The sequence below is a fragment of the Bradyrhizobium sp. sBnM-33 genome (genome assembly GCF_032917945.1).
Taxonomy (GTDB): Bacteria; Pseudomonadota; Alphaproteobacteria; order Rhizobiales; family Xanthobacteraceae; genus Bradyrhizobium.
The window spans coordinates 2697223-2717687 of the sequence record NZ_CP136624.1 but is presented as its reverse complement, the minus strand read 5'-3'; the positions used below and the strand labels follow the sequence as shown (position 1 = coordinate 2717687).

14 protein-coding genes and 4 pseudogenes are annotated in these 20465 nt (G+C 58.7%); 17 read left to right on the top strand and 1 reads right to left on the bottom strand.

The window, feature by feature from the left end; translation table 11 throughout:
- Nucleotides 1–13 precede the first annotated feature (13 nt).
- Both RX328_RS43520 and RX328_RS12485 read left to right on the top strand, forming a co-directional pair.
- Nucleotides 14–1007, top strand: a pseudogene (locus RX328_RS43520) (biotin carboxylase N-terminal domain-containing protein); the annotation flags it as partial.
- Nucleotides 1008–1574, top strand: coding sequence for a hypothetical protein (locus tag RX328_RS12485; RefSeq protein WP_249727136.1), 567 nt, complete (start codon nt 1008–1010; stop codon nt 1572–1574).
- A gap of 49 nt (nt 1575–1623) precedes the next feature.
- On the opposite strand, the gene RX328_RS12480 is transcribed toward RX328_RS12485, so the two are convergent.
- On the bottom strand, nt 1624–1917 hold the full coding sequence (locus RX328_RS12480; protein ID WP_213255943.1) for a hypothetical protein: 294 nt from the start codon (nt 1915–1917) through the stop codon (nt 1624–1626).
- Between RX328_RS12480 and RX328_RS43515 the strand changes: the two genes are divergently transcribed.
- From RX328_RS43515 to tnpB, 15 genes and pseudogenes are all read left to right on the top strand, one after another.
- The gene (locus RX328_RS43515; protein WP_375293265.1) at nt 1876–2079 is read left to right on the top strand and encodes an acetyl-CoA carboxylase biotin carboxyl carrier protein subunit; all 204 of its coding nucleotides are present in this window, start codon (nt 1876–1878) and stop codon (nt 2077–2079) included. The two genes, RX328_RS12480 and RX328_RS43515, sit on opposite strands and share 42 nt — an antisense overlap.
- A 1-nt stretch (nt 2080) precedes the next feature.
- Nucleotides 2081–3620 (top strand): annotated as a pseudogene (locus RX328_RS43510) (acyl-CoA carboxylase subunit beta).
- A gap of 853 nt (nt 3621–4473) precedes the next feature.
- Complete coding sequence (locus RX328_RS12460) at nt 4474–4656, top strand: hypothetical protein (RefSeq protein WP_213255925.1); 183 nt, start codon at nt 4474–4476, stop codon at nt 4654–4656.
- A 1326-nt stretch (nt 4657–5982) separates the two neighbouring features.
- Nucleotides 5983–7266, top strand: a complete 1284-nt coding sequence (locus tag RX328_RS12455; protein ID WP_213255916.1) for an IS256 family transposase — start codon at nt 5983–5985, stop codon at nt 7264–7266.
- Between the two features lie 917 nt (nt 7267–8183).
- A pseudogene (gene trpD / locus RX328_RS12450) lies at nt 8184–9198 on the top strand (anthranilate phosphoribosyltransferase).
- A 15-nt stretch (nt 9199–9213) separates the two neighbouring features.
- Complete coding sequence (gene trpC, locus RX328_RS12445) at nt 9214–10032, top strand: indole-3-glycerol phosphate synthase TrpC (RefSeq protein ID WP_213255914.1); 819 nt, start codon at nt 9214–9216, stop codon at nt 10030–10032.
- Nucleotides 10033–10522: 490 nt separating this feature from the next.
- Complete coding sequence (locus tag RX328_RS12440; protein WP_213255941.1) at nt 10523–10762, top strand: hypothetical protein; 240 nt, start codon at nt 10523–10525, stop codon at nt 10760–10762.
- Between the two features lie 301 nt (nt 10763–11063).
- Nucleotides 11064–11651: a flavin reductase family protein gene (locus RX328_RS43505; RefSeq protein WP_213255912.1), complete on the top strand. Its 588-nt coding sequence runs from the start codon at nt 11064–11066 to the stop codon at nt 11649–11651.
- 1349 nt (nt 11652–13000) lie between these two features.
- Nucleotides 13001–14524 (top strand): class I adenylate-forming enzyme family protein, encoded by a 1524-nt coding sequence (locus RX328_RS12435; protein WP_213255910.1) that lies wholly within the window; start codon nt 13001–13003, stop codon nt 14522–14524.
- A gap of 195 nt (nt 14525–14719) precedes the next feature.
- Complete coding sequence (locus RX328_RS12430; RefSeq protein WP_249727126.1) at nt 14720–16018, top strand: hypothetical protein; 1299 nt, start codon at nt 14720–14722, stop codon at nt 16016–16018.
- Between the two features lie 747 nt (nt 16019–16765).
- The gene (locus tag RX328_RS12425; protein WP_317258724.1) at nt 16766–17110 is read left to right on the top strand and encodes a DUF6788 family protein; all 345 of its coding nucleotides are present in this window, start codon (nt 16766–16768) and stop codon (nt 17108–17110) included.
- 1 nt (nt 17111) lies between these two features.
- A pseudogene (locus RX328_RS12420) lies at nt 17112–18029 on the top strand (transposase); the annotation flags it as partial.
- A 128-nt stretch (nt 18030–18157) separates the two neighbouring features.
- Complete coding sequence (locus RX328_RS12415) at nt 18158–19594, top strand: IS4 family transposase (RefSeq protein WP_317258723.1); 1437 nt, start codon at nt 18158–18160, stop codon at nt 19592–19594.
- Between the two features lie 86 nt (nt 19595–19680).
- Complete coding sequence (locus tag RX328_RS12410; RefSeq protein ID WP_249727389.1) at nt 19681–20067, top strand: transposase; 387 nt, start codon at nt 19681–19683, stop codon at nt 20065–20067.
- Entirely contained in the window at nt 20064–20384 is a 321-nt protein-coding gene (tnpB, locus tag RX328_RS12405) for an IS66 family insertion sequence element accessory protein TnpB (protein ID WP_213257580.1), read from the top strand. The genes RX328_RS12410 and tnpB overlap by 4 nt, the downstream gene beginning before the upstream one ends.
- Nucleotides 20385–20465 lie beyond the last annotated feature (81 nt).

Here is a 20465-nt window from a genome sequence, read left to right as displayed (position 1 = left end):
TGGATGAGGACAGATGAAAGGGCGCGGGCAATTGAGGCGGCACCAACCGCTTGCGACTGACGGAACTCCCGGCATCGGGCACTTGCTTGGACGAATAGGCGAAATGCATACGTTACCCTTCCACACCATTCTGATCGCCAACAGAGGCGAGATTGCCGTACGAATCATCAAGACTTTGCGAAGGCTGGGGCTTCGCTCTGCAATTGTCTACCACGATGCCGATGCGGGGACGCCGGCTGTCTCCATGGCTGACACGGCGATTGCCATCAGCGGTCGCACGCCAATAGCTGCCTATCTCGATATCGCGCCATCGCTGCTGCCCACAAGGCGAGCGCCGACGCCCTTCATCCGGGTTATGGATTTGTCTCCGAGAATGCTGAGTTCGCCAGGGCCGTGATAAAGGCGGTCATTGCGTTCATCGGGCCCGCCCCTGAAAGCATAGAACTGATGGGCGATAAAATCCGGGCCCACAACTTCGTTCAGCGGAACGGTTTTCCGGTCGCACCTTCGGCGATCGAAGAAGATGATCCAGCGACATTCACATTCAGGACGCGAGCTGTTGGAGTTCCTTTGCTGGTGAAACCATCGGCGGGCGGTGGCGGCAAGGGCATGCGGATCGTACGCGACCTCGCTACCCTGGAGGACGCGATTGCGCAGGCGCGCAGTGAGGGGCAGAGGTACTTCGGCGATGGCCGGCTTTACGTCGAACGATATGTCGAAAACCCGCGGCACATCGAAGTATAGGTGCTCGGCGACTCCTTCGGAAACGTGGTCCATCTCTTTGAGCGAGAGTGCTCGGTGCAGCGCCGGTTCCAGAAGATCATCGAGGAGGCGCCGTCGCCCGCACTGTCGCCAGAGTTGCGCAAGCGGGTCTGCGAAACGCCGCCAGCATCGCGCGCGCCGCCAACTATCGAAACGCAGGCACTGTCGAATTCATCTTTGACGGTGGAGAGTTCTATTTTCTTGAGATGAATACGCGTCTGCAAGTCGAGCATACTGTGACCGAGATGATCACCGGCATCGATCTTGTTGCTCAACAGATCTATGTCGCCGCGGGCCGCGAACTTGGATTTTCCCAGTCCAATATCGTCTCGAGAGGACACGCGATCGAGGCTAGACTGTATGCGGAAGCCCCGGAACGTGGATATGTTCCGACGACTGGTAAGGTACTTGTTCTTGAGTACCCGGACGGCGACGGCGCACGGATCGACAGCGGCATCTTGCAAGGCCAGCAGATCACGACAGCGTTCGATCCCATGCTCGCAAAGATCATCGCGCATTCGCCGACGCGCATTGAGGCTGCGCTGAAGGCCCATCGCGCGATGCGGGAGCTGGTGCTTCTCGGCTGCGAGACAAATGCAAACTTTCTCACACGTATCCTCCGCGACGAGGCATTTCTGAGCGGACACGTCCATACGGGATATCTTGAGGAAAATCCGCACATCGCATCGGCCGAGCCTGCGTCCGACTTATCTGCCTTCCTCGCCACAGCCGCCCTCCTGACGAGACCTATCCGCGAATGGACAGATGCCGTGCCCGAGCTTCACGCAGCGCTGGGCAGCTGGAGAAACTGACGTGAAACACTATTTTGAAGTTGATGGCGTAGATTATCAGTTATCGCTTTCACGTTGCCAACAGGGCTATCGCCTTCTCTTGAGTAACAAAGTGATTGGCCCAATCGTGTTCTCCCAGTAAGGCGACGTTTGCGGCGTCCTTACCATCGCTGGCGAAAGCGAACCGGTCAGGTTCGCCATCGACGGCGAGGTTATTCACGTGCACATCCGCGGCAGGACGCGCATTTTGCACTACCGCGACCCGTTGAGAACGCTCGCTTGCGCGAATAATGAGGCAGATCATCTCCTGGCCAGCGCGCCAATGCCGGGTCTCGTCGTTACGACCAGCGTTTCGCCTGGTCAACCCGTTTCCGCAGGCACGGCGCTGATGAAAATCGAGAGCATAAAGTTGGAAACCATCATACGCTCTCCACGGGACGGCGTGATCGACCGAATTCACTTCAACGGAGGCGAGAGCTTCGAGCGAGGCGCAGTGCTGGTTACGCTCTCAGAGGAAGGGCGTTGAGATGCAGCGGATCGCTTCTGCAGCGGATGTCAAATCTCACGAATTCCGCCTCAACGAACTCCACAATAGACGACTTGCGGCCGAATTGAAGGAACGACAACGTGTCGTCCGCTTCAACCGTCCTGAACGAGACCTTGAGCGCCTGCATCGGCAAAACAAGTTGTTTGTACGTGATCGGATCGAGGCTTTGCCCGATCCAGAAACTCCGTTCCTCGAGCTTTCGACGCTAGCCGCTAACAAGGCTTACGACGGCGAGGTGCCTGGCGCTGCGCAGGTCGTCGGCATCGGCATCGTAGCGGGTCGCGAGGTCATTGTTCACGCGGATGACGCCAGCGTGAAGGGCGGCGCATGGTATCCGTTGTCTGTCACGAAGATCGTGCGGGCCTTGGACATAGCGATCGAGAACTGTCTGCCAGTGGTTCATCTGTGCGACTGTGCTGGTGGTTTCCTGCCTTTGCAGGCGGAGTTCTTCGCGGATCGATACTACGCGGGTCGACTCTTCCGCAATCAGTCCATTCTCTCAAAGTCGCCATCGCAATGGGTCATTGCACCGCGGGAGGGGCGTACGTTCCGGCGCTTAGCGACTACAACATCATCGTGGAGGGAACGGGCGCGATTTTTCTAGGAGGCCCCCCGGTCATGAAACCGCCACGGGCGAGACGGTATCCGCCGAAGAGCTTGGTGGCGCTCATATGCATACCAGCGTGTCTGGGACGAGTGACTATTTCGCAAGCTCCGAGATCCACGCGATTGCCATCGCACGGGACATGTCGCTCGCTTCAATCGTGCCACGAAAGCCTCGATGGATCGAGTCTCTCCTGAACCGCCGGCGTACGACGCGTCCGAACTCTACGGCATCATTCCCAGGGATCCTCGAGTGCAGTTCGACATGCGGGAGATCATCACCCGTCTGGTGGATGGCACCCGGTCCACGAATACCAGTCTCTCTATGGCGAGTCTCTGGTGTGCGGCTTCGCGCGGCTTTATGGATATCAGATCGGGGTTATTGCAAACAATGTGTGCTGTTCAGCGACAGTGCGCTGAAGGGCGCTCACTTCATCCAATTGTGCGACAAGAACCGAACGCCCCTGCTCTTTCTGCAGAATATCACGGGTTTCATGGTCGGCCGCGAATACGAACGGCGCGGCATCACCAAGGATGGCGCCAAGCTGATCATGGCCGTCTCTGGGGCGTCGGTGCCCAAGTTCACGGTCGTTTGCAACGGCTCCTACGGAGCGGGGACGTTCGCTATGGCCGGGCGGGCTTTCGATCCACGCTTTATATTCACCTGGCCGCAGTCTCAGATTTCTGCGATGGGTGCAGAGCAAGCAGCAGGCGTGCTCACCCATGTCAAGGCAAGACAATTAACCCGCGAGGGTGGACGCCTGTCTGAGCAGGAGTTGGCAGCTATTCGAGAGCCGATTCTGGAAGAGTATCGGGAACGATCGAGCGCCTGTTATGCAACTTCCGAAATCTGGGACGACGGCATTCTTGATCCTGTCGACACCAGAAACGCGCTCGCAGTCGTCCTGAGCGCTTAGCTCAATACACCGATTGAGGCGCCACATTGCGGCGTGTTCAGAATGTAGCGATCGGATCAGGGCCGCCTTGGCGGGATCATCGAGGTAGAGCAGCGCGATCCAGCCGCACATGAAATGGAAGTCGGCGCGATAATCGCAAAGCGCAAGGCGCCGATTATACCCACCCTCGATCTGGCTGGCTTCAAATCGGCGGCCGGTCTACCTCCACACCGAACGGAAAGGAAGACAAGTGAAACGCATTACCTTCGCCGCGGCGTTGCTCGCGCTGACGCGCGCGGCGCACGCTGGCCCCGAGCTCGAAGCCAGCGGCCGCTTCCTTGCCGGCATCCGCTCGATCAACGTCACCATGCATCGCGTTCGCCCACACAGATCAGGCGCGGCAAGCCGAAAGAAATGTCCAGCCTCGGCGCGCCGTCGCACATCGACGCCGATTACAACGACTGCGGTGCGGTCGGAGCGGTGCGTGCGTCCCTTAACGGGTCGCACAAGACCGGAGAGATCATCGCGAGCAGGATTGCGGCGAGGAAGACCAGGGTGAGCGCGAAAGCGTTTCACCGAAACTACCAGAGCAAGATACAGAGGACAGTCAGAAGCAGAGCAGAGTAATCCGCGCATCCCCGATCGGCGCCGTAACAGATCGCTGGGCGTCATAGGAATATCCGTGTGCCCCCTGATGGATTCCTGACCGCACCACCACGATTCCGGTCCGTCGTCCCGTACTGCAGAACAAACACCGTCCCGTTGAAGCGAGGGATTGAATGCCACCCAGAAGCCGCCGTTTGATTGATGACAACTCCCATCATCGCCTTGGATGACGCAGCTCGAACGCTAGCATTGGTGAGGGATCGCTGGCTTGCTGCTGGCGAATACCGGCGAGGTATCGATGGCGCTCTCCACGGTTTTAATCGCAATCGTGGCCGCGTTGTTGTCAGTTCATCTGAGGACAGGCGGATCCGGTTTCAATGTGCCCATCGTCGACACTCTCGAAGCAGCTAGAAGAGATGGGCTTCAAACCAGTTTCGGTGTGGACCAGTGAGCCGCTGAAGTCTGGCAACCTCACGCAGCACTGCGAACGGTTTCAGAAATGGTCTGTGCCCGTACGACGTCATCACGCAAATGATGATCTATGAGTATCGGATGCCGATATGTCGTTGAACGAACGCGATGTGCTGTCGCAAACACGCAACCGGGCTATCGCCTTAGGCCGGATTCGCTCTTCGCGCGCGGCCGAATCGATGTTTTCGTCGCCCCCCGAGCGGGTCCAGGAGTACACTTAGTGGACAACGCCAACAAACACATAGCGCTTGAAGAACACTCGGGTCGCGAGCAGGTGGTAAAAGATGGAAAATGGCATCACGGCCCGAACCGCGAAGATACTCAGCGCGCCCTTCACAACGGCGGACTTCGCAGCTTTGTCAAAAGGGCAGCCCTCGATTCGGTCCCGTTTGCGCTTTGCGCTCTGATATTGATCAACTGTGGAGCTGCGCTTGCAGTCTTGGCGTTCCTCGAACGTATATCAACCAGAGCCACAATCGATCCGAGCCTTATCGGCGCCCTCGCCTCAGCAACGCTGTCCTTTGCGTTGGGGGCCGCGCTCGCTTTGCTCGCAATGTTCGCCTGCGCCGCAGCTGAAAGGGCGGTTTCGAGGCTCAGTACTTGTGAGCCACCAAGGATCCAAAAGGCACGCCGCTAGCGCGCTGCAAAGACCGCGCGCGTTTGCCACGTCTGTTCGCTTTCTTCCGCGCTGGCCTCGCTAGCTTTATTCGCTTTTGGAATGTCCGAGACGAGCTCCACACCCCCCGATGCTTCTGCAGAGGTAAGCTGCCCAAGTGCCCGCGAGCTGAGAACCCGCCAGGAGCCCCCGCCCATGCAGTGTCCGAAATGCAACTCCGATAACTGGTGCGAAATCGCATCGCATGATCCCTGGAGCGGTCGACCGATGATCCTGCAATGTCTGCGGCGAATATACTGAGCACAAGCTCGCTGAGCGCGAGGAGGCGTACGGCGCCCTGACCGGCGAACACCAACCGACCCGCCGGCTTATCCTGGATGCCCTTGAGAATGCTGGTCTAACGATCGTCCGCACCTTAGAAACAATGGGAGGCCTGCGCATGGGCCCTGCCATTCCTTGCCCGCCCACCCTGTATCCCCGGCTCCGGAAAACGCGGGACTGAGAGGCGGTGCCTGATCGTCATGCGGGCTTCACGCCGTTATGGCCGATCTGAAGCGGCAGGTCGAGCGAGTGGCATCGAGCCGGCGCGATGGAGCTATCGCCGAAAGTTGGTGACGGCGGGAATCGGAAAGGCGGCATATCGTGGGGGTGCTTGACGCCTCCACTTCTCCACCAAAGGAGCGATATGCCGTGTCCAAAGATAACATCATCCAGCTGATTCAGCCAACGAACGTCGTCGATCAACTCACGGAAATCCTACGTACTGGGGCACGTACTCTGTTGGCCCAGGCGATTGAGGCCGAGGTCGCGGACTTTCTCGGCAAGCATGCCGATTTGAAGACCGCAGACGGCCACCAGCGGGTCGTGCGCCACGGTCACCTGCCGGAGCGCGAGGTGATGACCGGGATCGGTCCGGTCGCCGTCCGCCAGCCGCGGGTGCGCGATCGCGAGGCGGACGTGACCTGCCCCGACCGCATCCGGTTCTCTCCGTCGATCCTGCCGCCCTACATGCGCCGCTCGAAATCGATCGAGACGCTGCTGCCGATCCTTTACCTGAAGGGTATCTCCACCGGCGACTTCTCCGAGGCGCTGGCGGCGCTGCTCGGCAAGGATGCCGCTGGGTTGTCGGCATCCGCCATCGGCCGCCTGAAGGACGGTTGGCTTGACGAACACACCGCGTGGCAGAGGCGCGATCTGTCGGCGAAGCGCTACGTCTACATCTGGGCCGATGGCATCCATCTCCAGGCACGTCTCGAAGACGAAAAGCAGTGCATCCTGGTGCTGATCGGCGCGACGCCGGAAGGCCGCAAGGAACTGGTCGGCTTCACCGATGGCGCCCGCGAGAGCGCGCAGGACTGGCGCGATCTGCTGCTCGATCTAAAGCGGCGCGGGCTCGAGGTGTCGCCGCGGCTCGTCATTGCCGATGGCGCACTCGGGTTCTGGAAGGCCGCCGGCGAGGTCTGGCCGAAAACGCGCGAGCAGCGCTGCTGGGTGCACAAGACCGCGAACGTGCTCGCCAAGTTGCCGAAGAGTCAGCAGCCGAAGGCCAAACGCGCGTTGCAGGAGATCTGGATGGCCGAAACCAAGGCCGCCGCCGAGTTGGCGTTCGACGCCTTCATCGAGAGCTACACGCCCAAATACGAGAAGGCGGCCGACTGCCTGAGTAAGGACCGGGACACGCTACTGGCGTTCTACGACTTCCCGGCCGAGCACTGGAAGCACCTGCGGACGACCAATCCCATTGAAAGCACCTTCGCTACCGTGCGCCACCGCACGATCCGATCGAAGGGTTGCCTGTCCAACAGGACGGCGCTCGCGATGGTCTTCAAACTGCTGGAGGCCGCGCAGAAAAGCTGGCGTCGTCTCGATGGCCACAACCAGTTGCCAAAACTCGTTCTCGGTGTGACATTCAACGACGGGATCGAGGTCATCGCCAAACCGACTGACCGTCAGCCCATAACCGCCGCCGCCTGACCGGCTCGGCCGTCACCAAAATTTGGCGATAGCTCGCGCGATGTGCGTTTAGCTAACTATTTCCGTACCGCAACCTCTTGCGCCGCAGTACGGCGAGCACTCGAGGAGGCCACAATCAAGAATAGTGCATAAGCTCGGGGACTCTGAACCGCATCTATTCCACATTGGACGACATGCTCTATCCGCCGCTTCGTGCAATCACGTGGACGCGGCTAGGAGTTGCGGCGGGATCTGCAATGTCGCGATGTCGGCTCCGCTCACCTCACCGCGCGCGTCGCTTGGGTGCAATAAACGTCGGCATTGCAGAACAAGTCGGCTGGGGCACGTATCGGGCTGCCGTTTTTCAATTCTTCTTCTTTGCGCCCATAGGGGATCTTGAGCACGTCTGTCTGGAAACGCCCGCAGTGAGTGTTCTCATATCAGTCAGACTGCGCTGGGAAGGGTTTTCCACGATTGCGGCGGCCTGCATGTGGCCGCTTGTTTCCTCGTACCTCAGGAAGCGGCACAATGGAATACTGGAATAATGTTCAGCCAAGCCACTGAAGGGGGTTGAACCTTACGCTGCGTCAGGTTGTAGGCTTGGAAACCAATTATGACCAAACCTACACCACGCAAGCAATGGTTATCGGCTAACGCGGCAGCGGGGTTGCCGTGCACATGATTTCAGGCTTGGAACTGACGCCTATTCGAATTGACTTCCCACTGATGAAGCCGGAAAGCTGCGAGATCGTGCCGTTTGTCGAGTTCGCATCGGACGAGAGAAGAGCCAAAAGAGAGTCTTCAAGCATGTTGTGCGACAAGCGGCCCCCCGCCCTCGTCACCAAGCTGGACCATCGGGATCGGCTCATCGATCAACGAGGTCGCCTTCGCCCACGCAACCGCTGCCACTAGCAACAGCTAGCACGTTCGAAAGCACGATGAACGCCTTCAACTCGAATATTGGCAAAGTCGCCGGCGGCGCCACGCTGACCCGCGAGGAAGCGGCATCCGCTTTCGACAGCATGATGTCAGGCGAAGCCACACCCGCGCAGATGGGTGGACTTCTCATGGCGCTGCGGGTGCGCGGCGAGACGGTGGAAGAGATTACCGGCGCCGCTTCCGCGATGCGGAGTAAGATGCTGCGAGTCAGTGCGCCGCACGATCCCGTCGACATTGCCGGCACTGGCGGCGACGCTTCGGGCTCGGTCAACGTGTCGACCTGCGCCGCTTTCATCGTCGCTGGTGCTGGCGTGAGGGTTGCCAAACATGGCAATCTCGCACTGTCCTCGCGCTCGGGCGCTGCCGACGTCTTGGCGTCGCTCGGCGTGAGGATCGACATCACCCCTGAAGACGTCACTCGCTGCGTGCACGAAGCCGGCATCGGCTTCATGTTTGCGCCGGTCCATCATCCCGCCATGAAGCACGTTCACCCTACCCGGATTGAGCTCGCTACCCGCACCATCTTCAATCTACTCGGACCGCTGTGCAATCCGGCCGGCGTCAAGCGACAGATAGTCGGAGTGTTTTCGCGGCAGTGGGTGCTGCCCTTGGCGCAGGTGTTGAAGAATCTTGGCGCTGAGTCAGTGTGGGTGGTGCACGGCTCGGACGGACTCGATGAGATCACCCTGACCGGGCCGACCTTTGTTGCCTCGATTGAGACAAGCGAGATCCGCACCTTCGAAGTGCCCCCTGAACAGGGCCGGCCTCCCCCGCTGCGGCAGCGTGGGGCTGAAGGGCGGCGATGCCGATGCCAATGCAGTCGCGCTGCAAAGCGTGCTCGACGGCGCCCCAAGCCCGTATCGCGATATCGCGCTTCTCAATGCGGCCGCGGCATTGAACGGGGGCGGCCGTGCCAAATCCTTGAAGGAAGGCGTCGCCCTTGGGCAGAAGTCGCTTGATAGCGGTGCCGCGGCGGCGCGATTGAAACATCTAGTCGCAATCTCTAACGACTGACAGCCGAGCTGACCGATGTCCGACATTTTGACCAAGATCGAGGCCTACAAGCGCGAAGAGATCGCAGCCGCCAAGCGCGCCTTGCCGCTTTCAGAGGTCGAAGCGCTCGCGCGGGGGGCCCCGCCCCCGCGGGGTTTTCTCGCCGCCATCTGCAACAAGCACGCAGCAGATGAGTATGCGCTGATCGCCGAGATCAAGAAGCCCTCTCCCTCCAAGGGCCTTATCCGGGGCGACTTCGATCCGCCCTCGCTTGCCAGGGCCTATGAAGCGGGCGGCGCGGCCTGCCTGTCGGTGCTGACGGATACGCCCTTCTTTCAGGGGCACCCTGATTTCATGATGGCAGCGCGAGCGGCAACATATCTGCCGGTGCTGCGCAAGGACTTCATGTTCGACACCTATCAGGTGGTGCAAGCGCGCGCTCAGGGGGCCGACTGCATCCTGATCATCATGGCGGCGCTCGACGACGAAACCGCTCGCGAGATCGAGGCTGCGGCCCTGGCCCATGGCATGGATGTGCTGATCGAGATCCATGACCGCGACGAGCTCGATCGGGCGCTAAAACTTCGCTCGCCGATGATCGGCATCAACAACCGCAACCTGCGCACCTTCGAGACCACGCTTACGACCAGCGAGGCGCTGGCGCCGCTCATACCGAAGAATCGCCTGATCGTCGGCGAAAGCGGTATCTGCGGCCCGGGCGATGTTCTGCGTCTTTCGCGGCTTTGCATTTCGACCTTCCTGGTCGGAGAAAGTCTGATGCGGCAGGCTGACGTGACGGCGGCGACCCGCGCGCTGCTCTCGCGCGAGGCGGCGGTTTCGACCGGAGTGCAGTGATGGCGCGCAAAGTCTCCAAGCCGAGCTCGCTTCGCTCCGAATACGGCTCGCCTCAAACGATAGTGAGGTATCGCCGCTGTTGGCGACGGCTAGTCAGCATCCAGAAGGTCCGCGCAACTCAATCAGCACCGAGCCGGTGGGTCTCCCCTGCATTTGACGACGGCCGAGAAGTGCGGCCGGTGATGGTGGGGCGAAATGCACCGTTTGCACGAAATAGCGGTGCATTAGCCTGAGACGGTTAGAGCAAAGTCATGGAAAGTTTTCACAACTCGAGGCCGATGAGGGCAGTCTATGCTCGGAGCAGAGCGCTTATCAGGCTGCAGGATGCGTACCGTATCAATCTTGCTGAGCTAATCGAGGCTAGGGCGGCGCCTGAAAGATCGACGGCCACTCAGATTGCCAGAGCCGGTGCGAAGCGCACCACCGAGATCGTCGAAAAGACAGGCGACTCGGGGACTCGCGCTTCGCGGTACCGCGAAGGAGACAAACAATGATGTCTTGGCGGATGATCACGGTACTCGGATCGATCGCAACGATCGAACTCATGTTTCGTAAGTTTCGTGAGGTGATCGATACAGACGACTCGATCTCGCCCGAGCTGCGGCTTTCGTTGCACGCGACGCTGGATGAGCGTCTTCTCTTCGGGAAAGAGCGCCTTTTCAACAGTATCGGAAAACAAGGCGGCGCGGCGGCCATGCCCATATCACCACCGAGGAACGATTCGCAGTGAATGACGCCACGCGCAGACAGATCACGGACCGCCAGCCCTTCGGACGTACGGGCCGCCTTCGCTGTCGCTACGCGACGAGGACGCGGAACGTATTCGATCTGACGCAAAGGCACGCTGAACGCTATCATCCAAGCGGAGCCACCGATTGTGTTTAGCCGCATCGCCAGATCATGCTGTGGAGCAGTCAGATTATCGGTGCGATCAAACCCGCACTGCGCGGAAGCAAGTTCGAGAGTCGCGACCAACGCAATCTCCGCATAGTTCAAAAGTTCGAGGTCAAACGCCACTCCGGAGCTGGGCTATGAGCTGCCAATCGCCTCCCCGGATCAGCGATATTCAGTCCATCGAGGCGATCGAGTTTCGCCAAGCCATGCGAAATCTGGCGAGCGGCGTCTCCATTGTAGCGACCGGAACGGCCGTCCGACGGCGAGGGTTAACGGTCAGTTCTATTACTTCGATCTGCATGGAGCCGCCCTGCTTGCTGGTCTGCATTAATGCCAGTTCCGAAACTCACGACGCGATACTCGCCAACGGCACTTTTTGGCGTGAGTCTTCTCGGCGGCAATCAGCAGGACCTCGCACTGCGTTTCGCCGGCCGGCATGGCGCAAACGCTGTCCAAGTTTCGATACAGCGCCATGGGATCAGGGCGTTCTTGACGTACCGGTTCTGCAAAGCGCAGTTTGTGTGCTCGAATGCGTCTTGCATCACCACCAACTCGTCGGCACCCATGGGGATCTTTATCGGCCGGATTGTCGCGACGCGATCAGCTCAAGGCAATCCACTCATCAACTTCCGTGGCGAACTTCGAACGTTACTGTACGGCTGAGTGCAGGTTTTCACCGCAATGTCGCCATTCGTAACGACACCCTACGGCTAAGGCTATGTTGAGAGCCACAATGAAGGAGCCGAGTTATGATGATAGAATACTTGCCCGAGAGGGGAGTGCAAATGGCGGAGCCCTTCGATTTTTGCGGGTTTAAGCTCGTCTTGAAGGGCCCGTATGCCGCTAAGCCTTCAGACTTGAAAGGGATCACGCTCGTTGACCACGACAATGCGCTGATGCCTATTTAGTGCCTATCCTGCCTGGCTGCCCCAAGGACAACAAAACCTGGGAAGCAGCCTACGCCAAGATGGTCGCAAGCGCACGCGAGCGCGGCTGGATTGACGCTAAAGTAAATGCAATTCGCGCACACATCGAAAGAAGGTTCTGATCAGAAAGATCCGAAGCAGCTCGCATCCTGAGTTAGTGCCCTGCATGCAAGTGACACTCGTCCCTAATCTGTCTCGATAGCGACTCCTTTGGCAGCTCGGCTTCTTACCCAGAGGCGAACAGCATGATGGCGGCCAGAAGATCAGCCCTGAATGGGAACCCGACACGCATCAGCTGCGCCGCTCACTAAGACGGCGCCTTAAGGCCTTGGCGCTGGCAACGCTAGCCCGGCTCGGCCCAGATCCTATCAGGAAATGGCGGTGCTTTTTCAGTTTTCGTATCATCGCTGCTCCCGGAGGCTTAGGAGTTTGAACATATTCACACGACGGCCGCCCAAATAGGACTTGAATCGCACGTGGCGTCAAATTGTACGATCTCAAAGTAGGTGGCGCCGGCTTCCGGCCGCGCCGCGCTCAATCCGAGAAGCGTGTTTTGTTCTGTCCGCACAGATCCCTGGGAGCTGGTATGGCGACAAGATCGCGCAAACGCATAAAGGTCGATTGGGCTGCAGAAGCTCCCAAGGAGCTGTGGCGGCAAATTTCGCTCGTCACGATCGGCGCGACATCGCAAGAGATTGCCCGGTATCTCGGAGCGGCATGTGAAAAGACCTGACGGCTCCAGGAAGATCTTGCTAGTCAATCACACTCAAGGCCAATGCCGGGCCATTGTCGGCCTCAAAGGTGGACATGCCGGAGCCGCCTATATGTGTGGCGAGCCTGTATTGAGAAGATCGCGCAGGAAACTCTCGTCATGGTGCGCTTATCACCATTGTCTGATGCACGCAGCCCCTGTCGAGCAACACTGAAGTACGTGAGCAAGAGCCTACACTTTAAGTCTCCGGATTACATCCACCCTACCTGAGCCTCACGAGATCGTCACAAGCTGAACTCTTTTGCAGATACCTGACGGAAGGCCCCTCATCTAAGACAATAAAGCCGTAATCGACACCTTCCGAGCGACGTAGAGGAGCTCTCATTGGCCGCTTCGGGAGGCAAGTACTGTGCAAGCCAGGGAAAACGGAAGACTGATGGTTGATCTCTGCACGCTGATTGAGCGCAACGCGGCGTTCACTCCCGACAAGCCCGCGATCAATTTCGAGGGCGAGACCTTAAGCTACGCGATCTTCAATCAACGGATCGAGCAGGTCGCGCGCGCCCTAAAAAGCCAGCTCGGTGTCGAGAGAGGCGATCGCGTCGCGATCCTCAGCCTTAACCGGCCTGACCATCTGGTGCTGCTCTATGCCTGCGCGCGGCTCGGCGCAATGCTCGTGCCATTGAACTGGAGGCTTGCGGTCGCCGAGCAGCTCTTCATCCTGTCCGACGCCGCCGCCAAGGTGCTGGTGATCGAACACGCCTTCGAGGCACTCCTGCCGGCGCTGGCGGAGCAACTGCCGGATATCTTTGTCGTCGGCTTGGATTTTGCGCCCCTCGGCGGAAGCAAATGGGATGGCCTTCTAGACCGAGGGCGCGGCGATGGTCGCAATTTGTACACGGACCTATCCTGCCCACTTCTGATCGTCTATACCTCGGGCACGACAGGGCGGCCGAAAGGGGCTGTGCTGCGCCAAGAGGCCTTGCTGTGGAATGGGGTTATGAGTCAGCACATGCATGGCCTCACCTCGGCTGACCATGTCTTGACAGTGTTGCCGCTGTTCTACGTGGGTGGCCTCAATATCCAGACGACGCCAGCGTTGCATCACGGCGCGACGGTTACGATCCACACGCGGTTTACGCCAGAGGCGACGCTCGCTGCGTTCGAGCGCGAACGGCCAACTCTGGCCGTGCTGGTTCCTGCCATGATTCAAGGCCTGACCGAGCATCCCAAGTGGTCGACCACCGACCTAAGCTCACTCAGAGCAATTTCCACCGGCTCAACCATGGTGCCGCAGCACCTGATCGAACGCTTTGTCGCACGCAGCGTACCAGTGCTGCAGGTGTATGGCTCCACGGAGACCTGCCCAATTTCTGTCTATACGAGACTCGGCGGTGATCTCTCGCGTGAGGGTACGACTGGCCTGCCCGGCCTTTTCTGCGAAGCGGCAATCATCGATGATGGGGGCAACAAGCTGCCGCCAGGCACCCTGGGCGAGATCGCAGTGCGCGGGCCTAATGTTTTCTGCGAATATTGGGGCAATCAAGAAGCAACGCGCGAGGCGCTGCATAACGGCTGGTATCACACTGGCGACATCGGCCGCCGCGATGCTGATGGGTATTTTTGGGTCCATGATCGCAAGAAGAATCTGATCATTTCCAGCGGGGAAAACGTTTATCCGGCAGAAGTCGAGCGTGTGCTTATGGAGCATCCCGATGTCGCAGAATGCGCTGTCGTCGGTCGGCCCGATTCGCGCTGGGATGAAGTACCAGTCGCCTATGTGATCAGGCAGTCGGGCGTGCGGATTGAAGCGGAAGCACTGACCGCGCATATGCAGTCGCAGCTCGCCCGTTTCAAAGTGCCGCGCGAAATCATTTTCACGGAAGAATTGCCGCGAACGGGGTTGGGCAAGATCCAGCATTTTATGCTCAAAGAGCTCGATGCGCAATCAAGTCGGTAAGGAGGCACCAAATGAATATCGCGGATTGGGCGTTGGCAATATTTCTCTTGCCGCCTGCACGCGAACTTATGTCTCTAGCTCACTGAAGTCGTTTCGAACAACTGTACCTACATGAATACGCTTCCGCACGTTCATCGTAGTGCCGGACCGATATGCCAAGTACCACGGAGCTCGTTGATGCCGCGGATCCTAATTATGAACGCCGGTACCGCCCAAATGTCGGGTGCCGATCTGACGGCAATCCAACTTTCGCTTGCCGCCAAGTCAGCCTGGCGCTCCGTATGGTTTGCACAAGCGGGCGACCTAATTGTCTCTCCGGTAGCGATCCCAACTGATCTGCTACGCTACGTTGGCGCGACGCTAAGGTTCGACCCATCGACCGTCTTGGTGCTCGTGCCAGAAAACGCGCACGAGACCCGGGTCCTTAGTGATTTCACTCTGCAGTCCAATACAATTGTTGAACAAATCCGACGCCACATTCGTGAGAAAACACATTGGAAACTCTGTGCTTGCTACTCTACTGAAGGCGTTGCGCGCTTAGCGGCGATGCTCGGCATACAGCAGAAAGGGAACGACTTCGCTCTGCAGCGAGGCCCTGATCTATTGAACCGCAAGAGCCACTTCCGTCAATTGGCAACAAGTGTCACGCTTCCGTTGCCCAGTGGATGCATAGCAACAAGCTCAGAAGAATTGTTCAGAGCGGTCAACTCCCTAAGGCTTGAAACCGGCAGCGTCATTGTAAAATTAGACAATGGAGCCGGCGGGGTTGGAAATGTCATATTAACCGGCAAGGGGAGCGCTCCACTACCTGGGGCAAGGGAGACCCGCCGGGTCCTTTGGCCGTCGTTTGATCCTGATGCACTTTGGTCTGAGATGACAACCCCCTCGTGTAAAACAGTGGTCGTAGAATCATACCACTTGGCCAGTTCTCTGTTCTACCTTGAGTTCGAAATCGAGGAAAATGGTTCAATCGCATACGTCAACAGTGGAAACATACGTCTGCATGGAAGCGAAGGTCGGGCCGAAAGAGCTCTCGTCTGGACTGGTCTAGAGCTTCCAAGCGACTTGAGCAATGAGCAGTACTCGACCGCTTACGCGCACGCCTATCGATTTGTGGAGCTTGCGCGGACCTTGGGTTACCGCGGAATGATCAATATAGATGCCATTTTCTCGATCGACGGGCGGCTGCTGTTTAATGAAGCGAACGGTCGGTGGGGCGGTGGCTCGGTACTGCACAGCATTGCTGACCGGTTGCTAGGAGCCGACTGGTCCCATTCCTACGTGATTTCATCTGTGCGGAACGTCCGACTAAACTCCCTCCAAACGGCACTTGATTGTTTTGTCGATGAAGGATTGCTATTTGATCGCATACACAAGGAAGGCGTTATTCCGCTTGCCGCCGACCAAGAGGCAGGCACGGTGGAGTGTCTCGTGATCGCGCGCGACAGGCTGGTGGGCCGGAATTTCGAGCATCGATTATTGACGATGCTCTGATTTGGATCACTGCCCCATGTTCCGCTCTTCAGGATGCCTTCTTCGGTCCATTTGTTTCAGCTTGAACAACATCCCTATTCCCAACCATGTGTTGAAGCCAAAACGCGCCCTAAGAAGATGGCGAAGCACTCTCTTCCAGGTTGACTGGCGCAGCACTGTCGATTCTTCCGTTCCAAACCCAAGTTGTTCGGCGCACCAACCTTGTCAGGTTTCCTATACCACGCAACCGTGCAAACGGTTTAGTTCTGGGACGACGCGGAGCACGAGAATGCCGGAGCGATGCAGATCGGCACCCAAATCTGCAGTCATTGGCTACATTCTTTAGTTGATTAAAGTAGTTAGGCAGATCGGCTGGACGTACAATATCTTGTCCGGGATATGAGCCTCGCACTTTGACCATCATTGCGCCAGTGGTTAGCGTTCCCCTCTCCTCTTCACGCAGCAAAACTCGCTCCAGTCTGATAACTTACCATCCAGCATCACTGTACAGACGATAGCGACGGGCGAGGAAGACAGCAAAGTATCTTCGTGCGTCGAGTCCGGCATTCGTCTAGTTAGGGAATGCCGGCCTGCATCCATAGACCTCATTCGCACGCCATCATAATCCATTCTATCTAGCTTAGCTACTTTCCGGCGCAAAAAATCGGCGGCCTTGTGCGGCTGCCAGAATCGCTCGCTGTGGCGAAAACTGCAAGGTCGGACGGATTGGCGTTGACTTGAAGCGGCAGCGTTGATTCATTCTTATGAATGATTCGTGATCGAGCCCTTCAAACGCGTGAGAAGCTTGTCGACAAGCTACCGGTCACTGGCGAACTGCTGCGCGGCTCGCTGCTGGAGCGCACGGTTCGTCATAAGAGCGGCTGCCAGAAATGCGCGCGCGGCGAAGGGCACCAGGTGCATGTCCTGACGGTAAGCTATGCGGGCGGACGCGTGCGTCAGTTCAGCGTGCGGCGCGAGCGCGTTGCCGAGGTGCGCCGTTGGCTGGACAATTACCAGAAGCTGAAAGACGCGATCGAGGCGATCTGCGAGCTCAATCACCACCTGCTGCGCCCTGATGCGGCGCTGCCGCGGGGGAGGAAGAAACGTGATTGAGATGCGCAGAGCGCAACTGAGCTTCGGCGACGGCTTGATCGCCGGGGAAGTGATCGATCTTCGCGAAGGCTGGATGACCCATGCTGACCGGGTTCTGGCGGATGAACAGATCGTCGGTGCGGTGTACGAGGCGCTGGCGAGACGACATCCCAAGAGTCGTGGTCGGCTGGGGGCGCCGGCCGAGGTGGTGTTGCGATTGTTGATCCTCAAGCACGTTCGCAACTGGAGCTATCACGTGCTGGAACGCGAAGTGCGCGCCAACCTGGTGTACCGCGACTTCACCCGGGTGGGCGGCGGCAAGACGCCGGACGCCAAGACGATGGGGCGCTGGGGCCTGGCTGTGGATCCGGAAACAATCAGGCAGATCCACGACCGGATCGTGCAAATCGCGCAGCAACAAGGGGTGACGCAGGGACGCAGAATGCGCGTGGATACGACGGTGGTGGAGACCAACATCCACTACCCGACCGACAGCATGTTGCTGGGCGACGGGGTCAGGGTGTTGATCCGCACCATGAAGAAGGTCACCAAGATCGTCGGCACGGCCGGAACAAAACTGCGCGACCGAACGCGAAGCGTAAAACTGCGCCTGCTCGATATCTCGCGAACCGCACGTGCCAAAGGACCGCTCAATCACGAGAAGCTCAAGCAAGGCTACCGGCGGCTGTTGAACTCGACGAGCCGTGTGGTGGGGCAAGCGAAGCGCTTCTCCCATGAGATCGCCACCGGCGTGAAGCGGGCCAGGGGCATCTTGAAGCGGCTGGCGCTGCAAGGCTTGCGGCAGGAGCTGGAAGCGATGATGCCGCTGGTACGGCAGGTGATGCGGCAGGCCCGGGAACGCATCTTCCGCGGCAATACGCGGGCAGAGGACAAGCTCTTCAGCGTGTTCGAGCCCTCGACGGAGATCATTCGTAAGGGCGTAGGAGACCTTTCAATTACCCACATTTGACGTCGGATTTGAACGACGCGCCGCGGGCGAAATCTTGAATCGGCAGAATCTGTTGTGATTCCTTGTTGAGCACCTGATTCGGAAGTGTGGGGTGCGCGATGGGGCTGGTGTTGACGGAATGCGCGGAGGCACGTTCTCAGCGAGTGACGACGGGTGTCGAGACGTGGGTTGATCGGGAAACTGCGGGATGCGAGTTTAAGGATGAGCGGCTTGGCCGCCGGTTCTGCAAATTGCTCGCACAAATCGGGAGCGACATGGGTCAAAGCATCCCGCTGGTTTGTCAGGATTGGGCCAACACGAAGGCCGCCTATCGCTTCTTCTCCAACGAACGGGTCAACGAGGCGGATATTCTTTGCGGTCATTTCGAGGCGACGCGCGGGCGCGCAGCGACGACGGAGGGACCGATCCTCGTCCTCCATGACACGACGGAATTCAGCTTCAAGCGCGAGAAGCCGGATCTGATTGGCTTTACGGGCAAGACGGCAGGGCGCACGCAGTGCGGCATCCTGATGCATTCGAGCCTCGCCGTGACGACCGAGGGGCTTCCGTTCGGACTGGCGGCAATCAAGTTCTGGACACGCAAGAAGTTCAAGGGGACGACGGCGCTGAAGCGAAAGATCAATCCGACACGGGTTCCTATCGAGCAGAAGGAGAGCATCCGCTGGCTGGAGAATTTACGGCAATCGACCGAACTTCTCGCTGCCCCTGCACGATGCGTTCATATTGGTGATCGCGAGAGCGACATCTATGAGCTGTTTTGCCTGGCCGAGGAGGTTGGAACGCATTTCCTGGTGCGAACCTGTGTTGATCGGCTTGCCGGGGACGGCAATCATACAATTGCCGACGAAATGGACGAGGTCACGGTCAAAGGCCTACATCGGATCAAGTTCAAGGACGACAAAGGCGATCCGGATGAAGCGCTTCTCGAAATTCGTTTCCGCAAGCTTCGAATTCTGCCGCCGATCGGCAAGCAGAAGAAATATCCCGCACTCACTCTGACCGTGATCCATGCTCAAGAGCGGGGAAGGCCGAAGCGGCGAAAGAAGATCGAGTGGAAGCTCCTCACCGATCTCCCGGTCCAATCGCGCAAGGACGCCATCGAGAAGATCGAATGGTACGGGTTGAGGTGGAAGATCGAGGTCTTCCATAAGATCCTCAAATCGGGCTGCAAGGCGGAGGAGTCGAAATTGCGAACCGCTGAGCGTCTGGTCAATCTGATCGCGGTTTTCTGCATTGTGAGTTGGCGCGTCTTCTGGATGACGATGCTCAATCGTTCCTCGCCGAATGCCCTACCGCAAACGGCGCTGACAGATCCTGAAATCAGGCTTCTTGATCACTTGGTGAAAGACAGGGATGGCAATCGCTCTCGACGAAGCACACTCTCGCACTATGTGGTCAAGATCGCGCGGCTCGGCGGGTACTTGGCCCGAGCCAACGATCCGCCTCCAGGAAATACCGTGATCTGGCGAGGACTATCGCGGCTGACCGACATCGAACTGGGAGCCGCGATCGAGGCAAAAATTATGGGTAATTGAAAGGTAGGAGACCCCGCATAGCGCGGCGTGTTCGAACAGCAGAGAATCTCCTTGTGATTTGTAAGGAGACTCCTGTGAGCGAACGTATGTCTGATAGCAGAAGCTTCGAGGTTCTCACGGCGAGCCCTGTGCGGCTGTCGAACAGTCCGGCGCGCAGTTACAGGTCATGGTCGGAGGAGGAGAAGGCCAGGATCGTGGGAGAGACGTTGGTTGCGGGAGCAAATGTATCGGCGATTGCGCGATCAAATGGGCTCGATCCGTCGCAGCTTTTCGCGTGGCGTCGCAAGGCGAAGGCCTCTGGAGTGGTTGTGCCATTGGCAGCAGCGGCGAACAAGCCGGTCAAGTTCGCGCGCTTTGATGCGATGCGGAGCGACTTGGTAGAAATCGTTATCGGCGATGTGGTGGTTCGCGCCGGCGGCGACGTCGAGCCTGCCCGGCTTGCCGACGTGATCCGGGCGGTTCGCAAGGCATGATCCCGGCCGGCGTGCAGGTTTATGTAGCGAGCACACCGGTTGACTTCCGCAAGGGGGCGACCGGCTTGATGGCTCTGGTGCGGGACGGCGGCGCTGATCCATTCAGTGGCGCGCTCTACGTCTTCCGTTCGAAAAGAGCAGACCGGATCAAGGCGGTTTGGTTTGATGGTACAGGAGTATGTCTGTTCGCCAAGACGCTTGAGGAAACGCAGTTCTGCTGGCCCCGGATTGGGCCGGTCACGGTGCGGTTGAACCACGCGCAGTTGCTTGCGCTGGTCGATGGCTGGACTGGAAGAAGGTCCGACCGGTGGCTGTGAAGCGGCCGCAATCGATGGGCTGAAAAATCTGTGGCATTTTGAATCAGGCCTTTGGAAAGTTTGGGAAACCGACCGCGAACA

Bases quoted from the DNA above. Each gene is read 5' to 3' on its own strand.
- RX328_RS12435 (WP_213255910.1), top strand. From the start codon at position 13,001: ATGGTTGATCTCTGCACGCTGATTGAGCGCAACGCGGCGTTCACTCCC.
- RX328_RS43515 (WP_375293265.1), top strand. From the start codon at position 1,876: ATGCCGGGTCTCGTCGTTACGACCAGCGTTTCGCCTGGTCAACCCGTT.
- RX328_RS43505 (WP_213255912.1), top strand. From the start codon at position 11,064: ATGAGCTGCCAATCGCCTCCCCGGATCAGCGATATTCAGTCCATCGAG.
- RX328_RS12430 (WP_249727126.1), top strand. From the start codon at position 14,720: ATGAACGCCGGTACCGCCCAAATGTCGGGTGCCGATCTGACGGCAATC.
- RX328_RS12425 (WP_317258724.1), top strand. From the start codon at position 16,766: ATGATTCGTGATCGAGCCCTTCAAACGCGTGAGAAGCTTGTCGACAAG.
- tnpB (WP_213257580.1), top strand. From the start codon at position 20,064: ATGATCCCGGCCGGCGTGCAGGTTTATGTAGCGAGCACACCGGTTGAC.
- RX328_RS12410 (WP_249727389.1), top strand. From the start codon at position 19,681: ATGTCTGATAGCAGAAGCTTCGAGGTTCTCACGGCGAGCCCTGTGCGG.
- RX328_RS12415 (WP_317258723.1), top strand. From the start codon at position 18,158: ATGGGGCTGGTGTTGACGGAATGCGCGGAGGCACGTTCTCAGCGAGTG.
- trpC (WP_213255914.1), top strand. From the start codon at position 9,214: ATGTCCGACATTTTGACCAAGATCGAGGCCTACAAGCGCGAAGAGATC.
- RX328_RS12485 (WP_249727136.1), top strand. From the start codon at position 1,008: ATGATCACCGGCATCGATCTTGTTGCTCAACAGATCTATGTCGCCGCG.
- RX328_RS12440 (WP_213255941.1), top strand. From the start codon at position 10,523: ATGATGTCTTGGCGGATGATCACGGTACTCGGATCGATCGCAACGATC.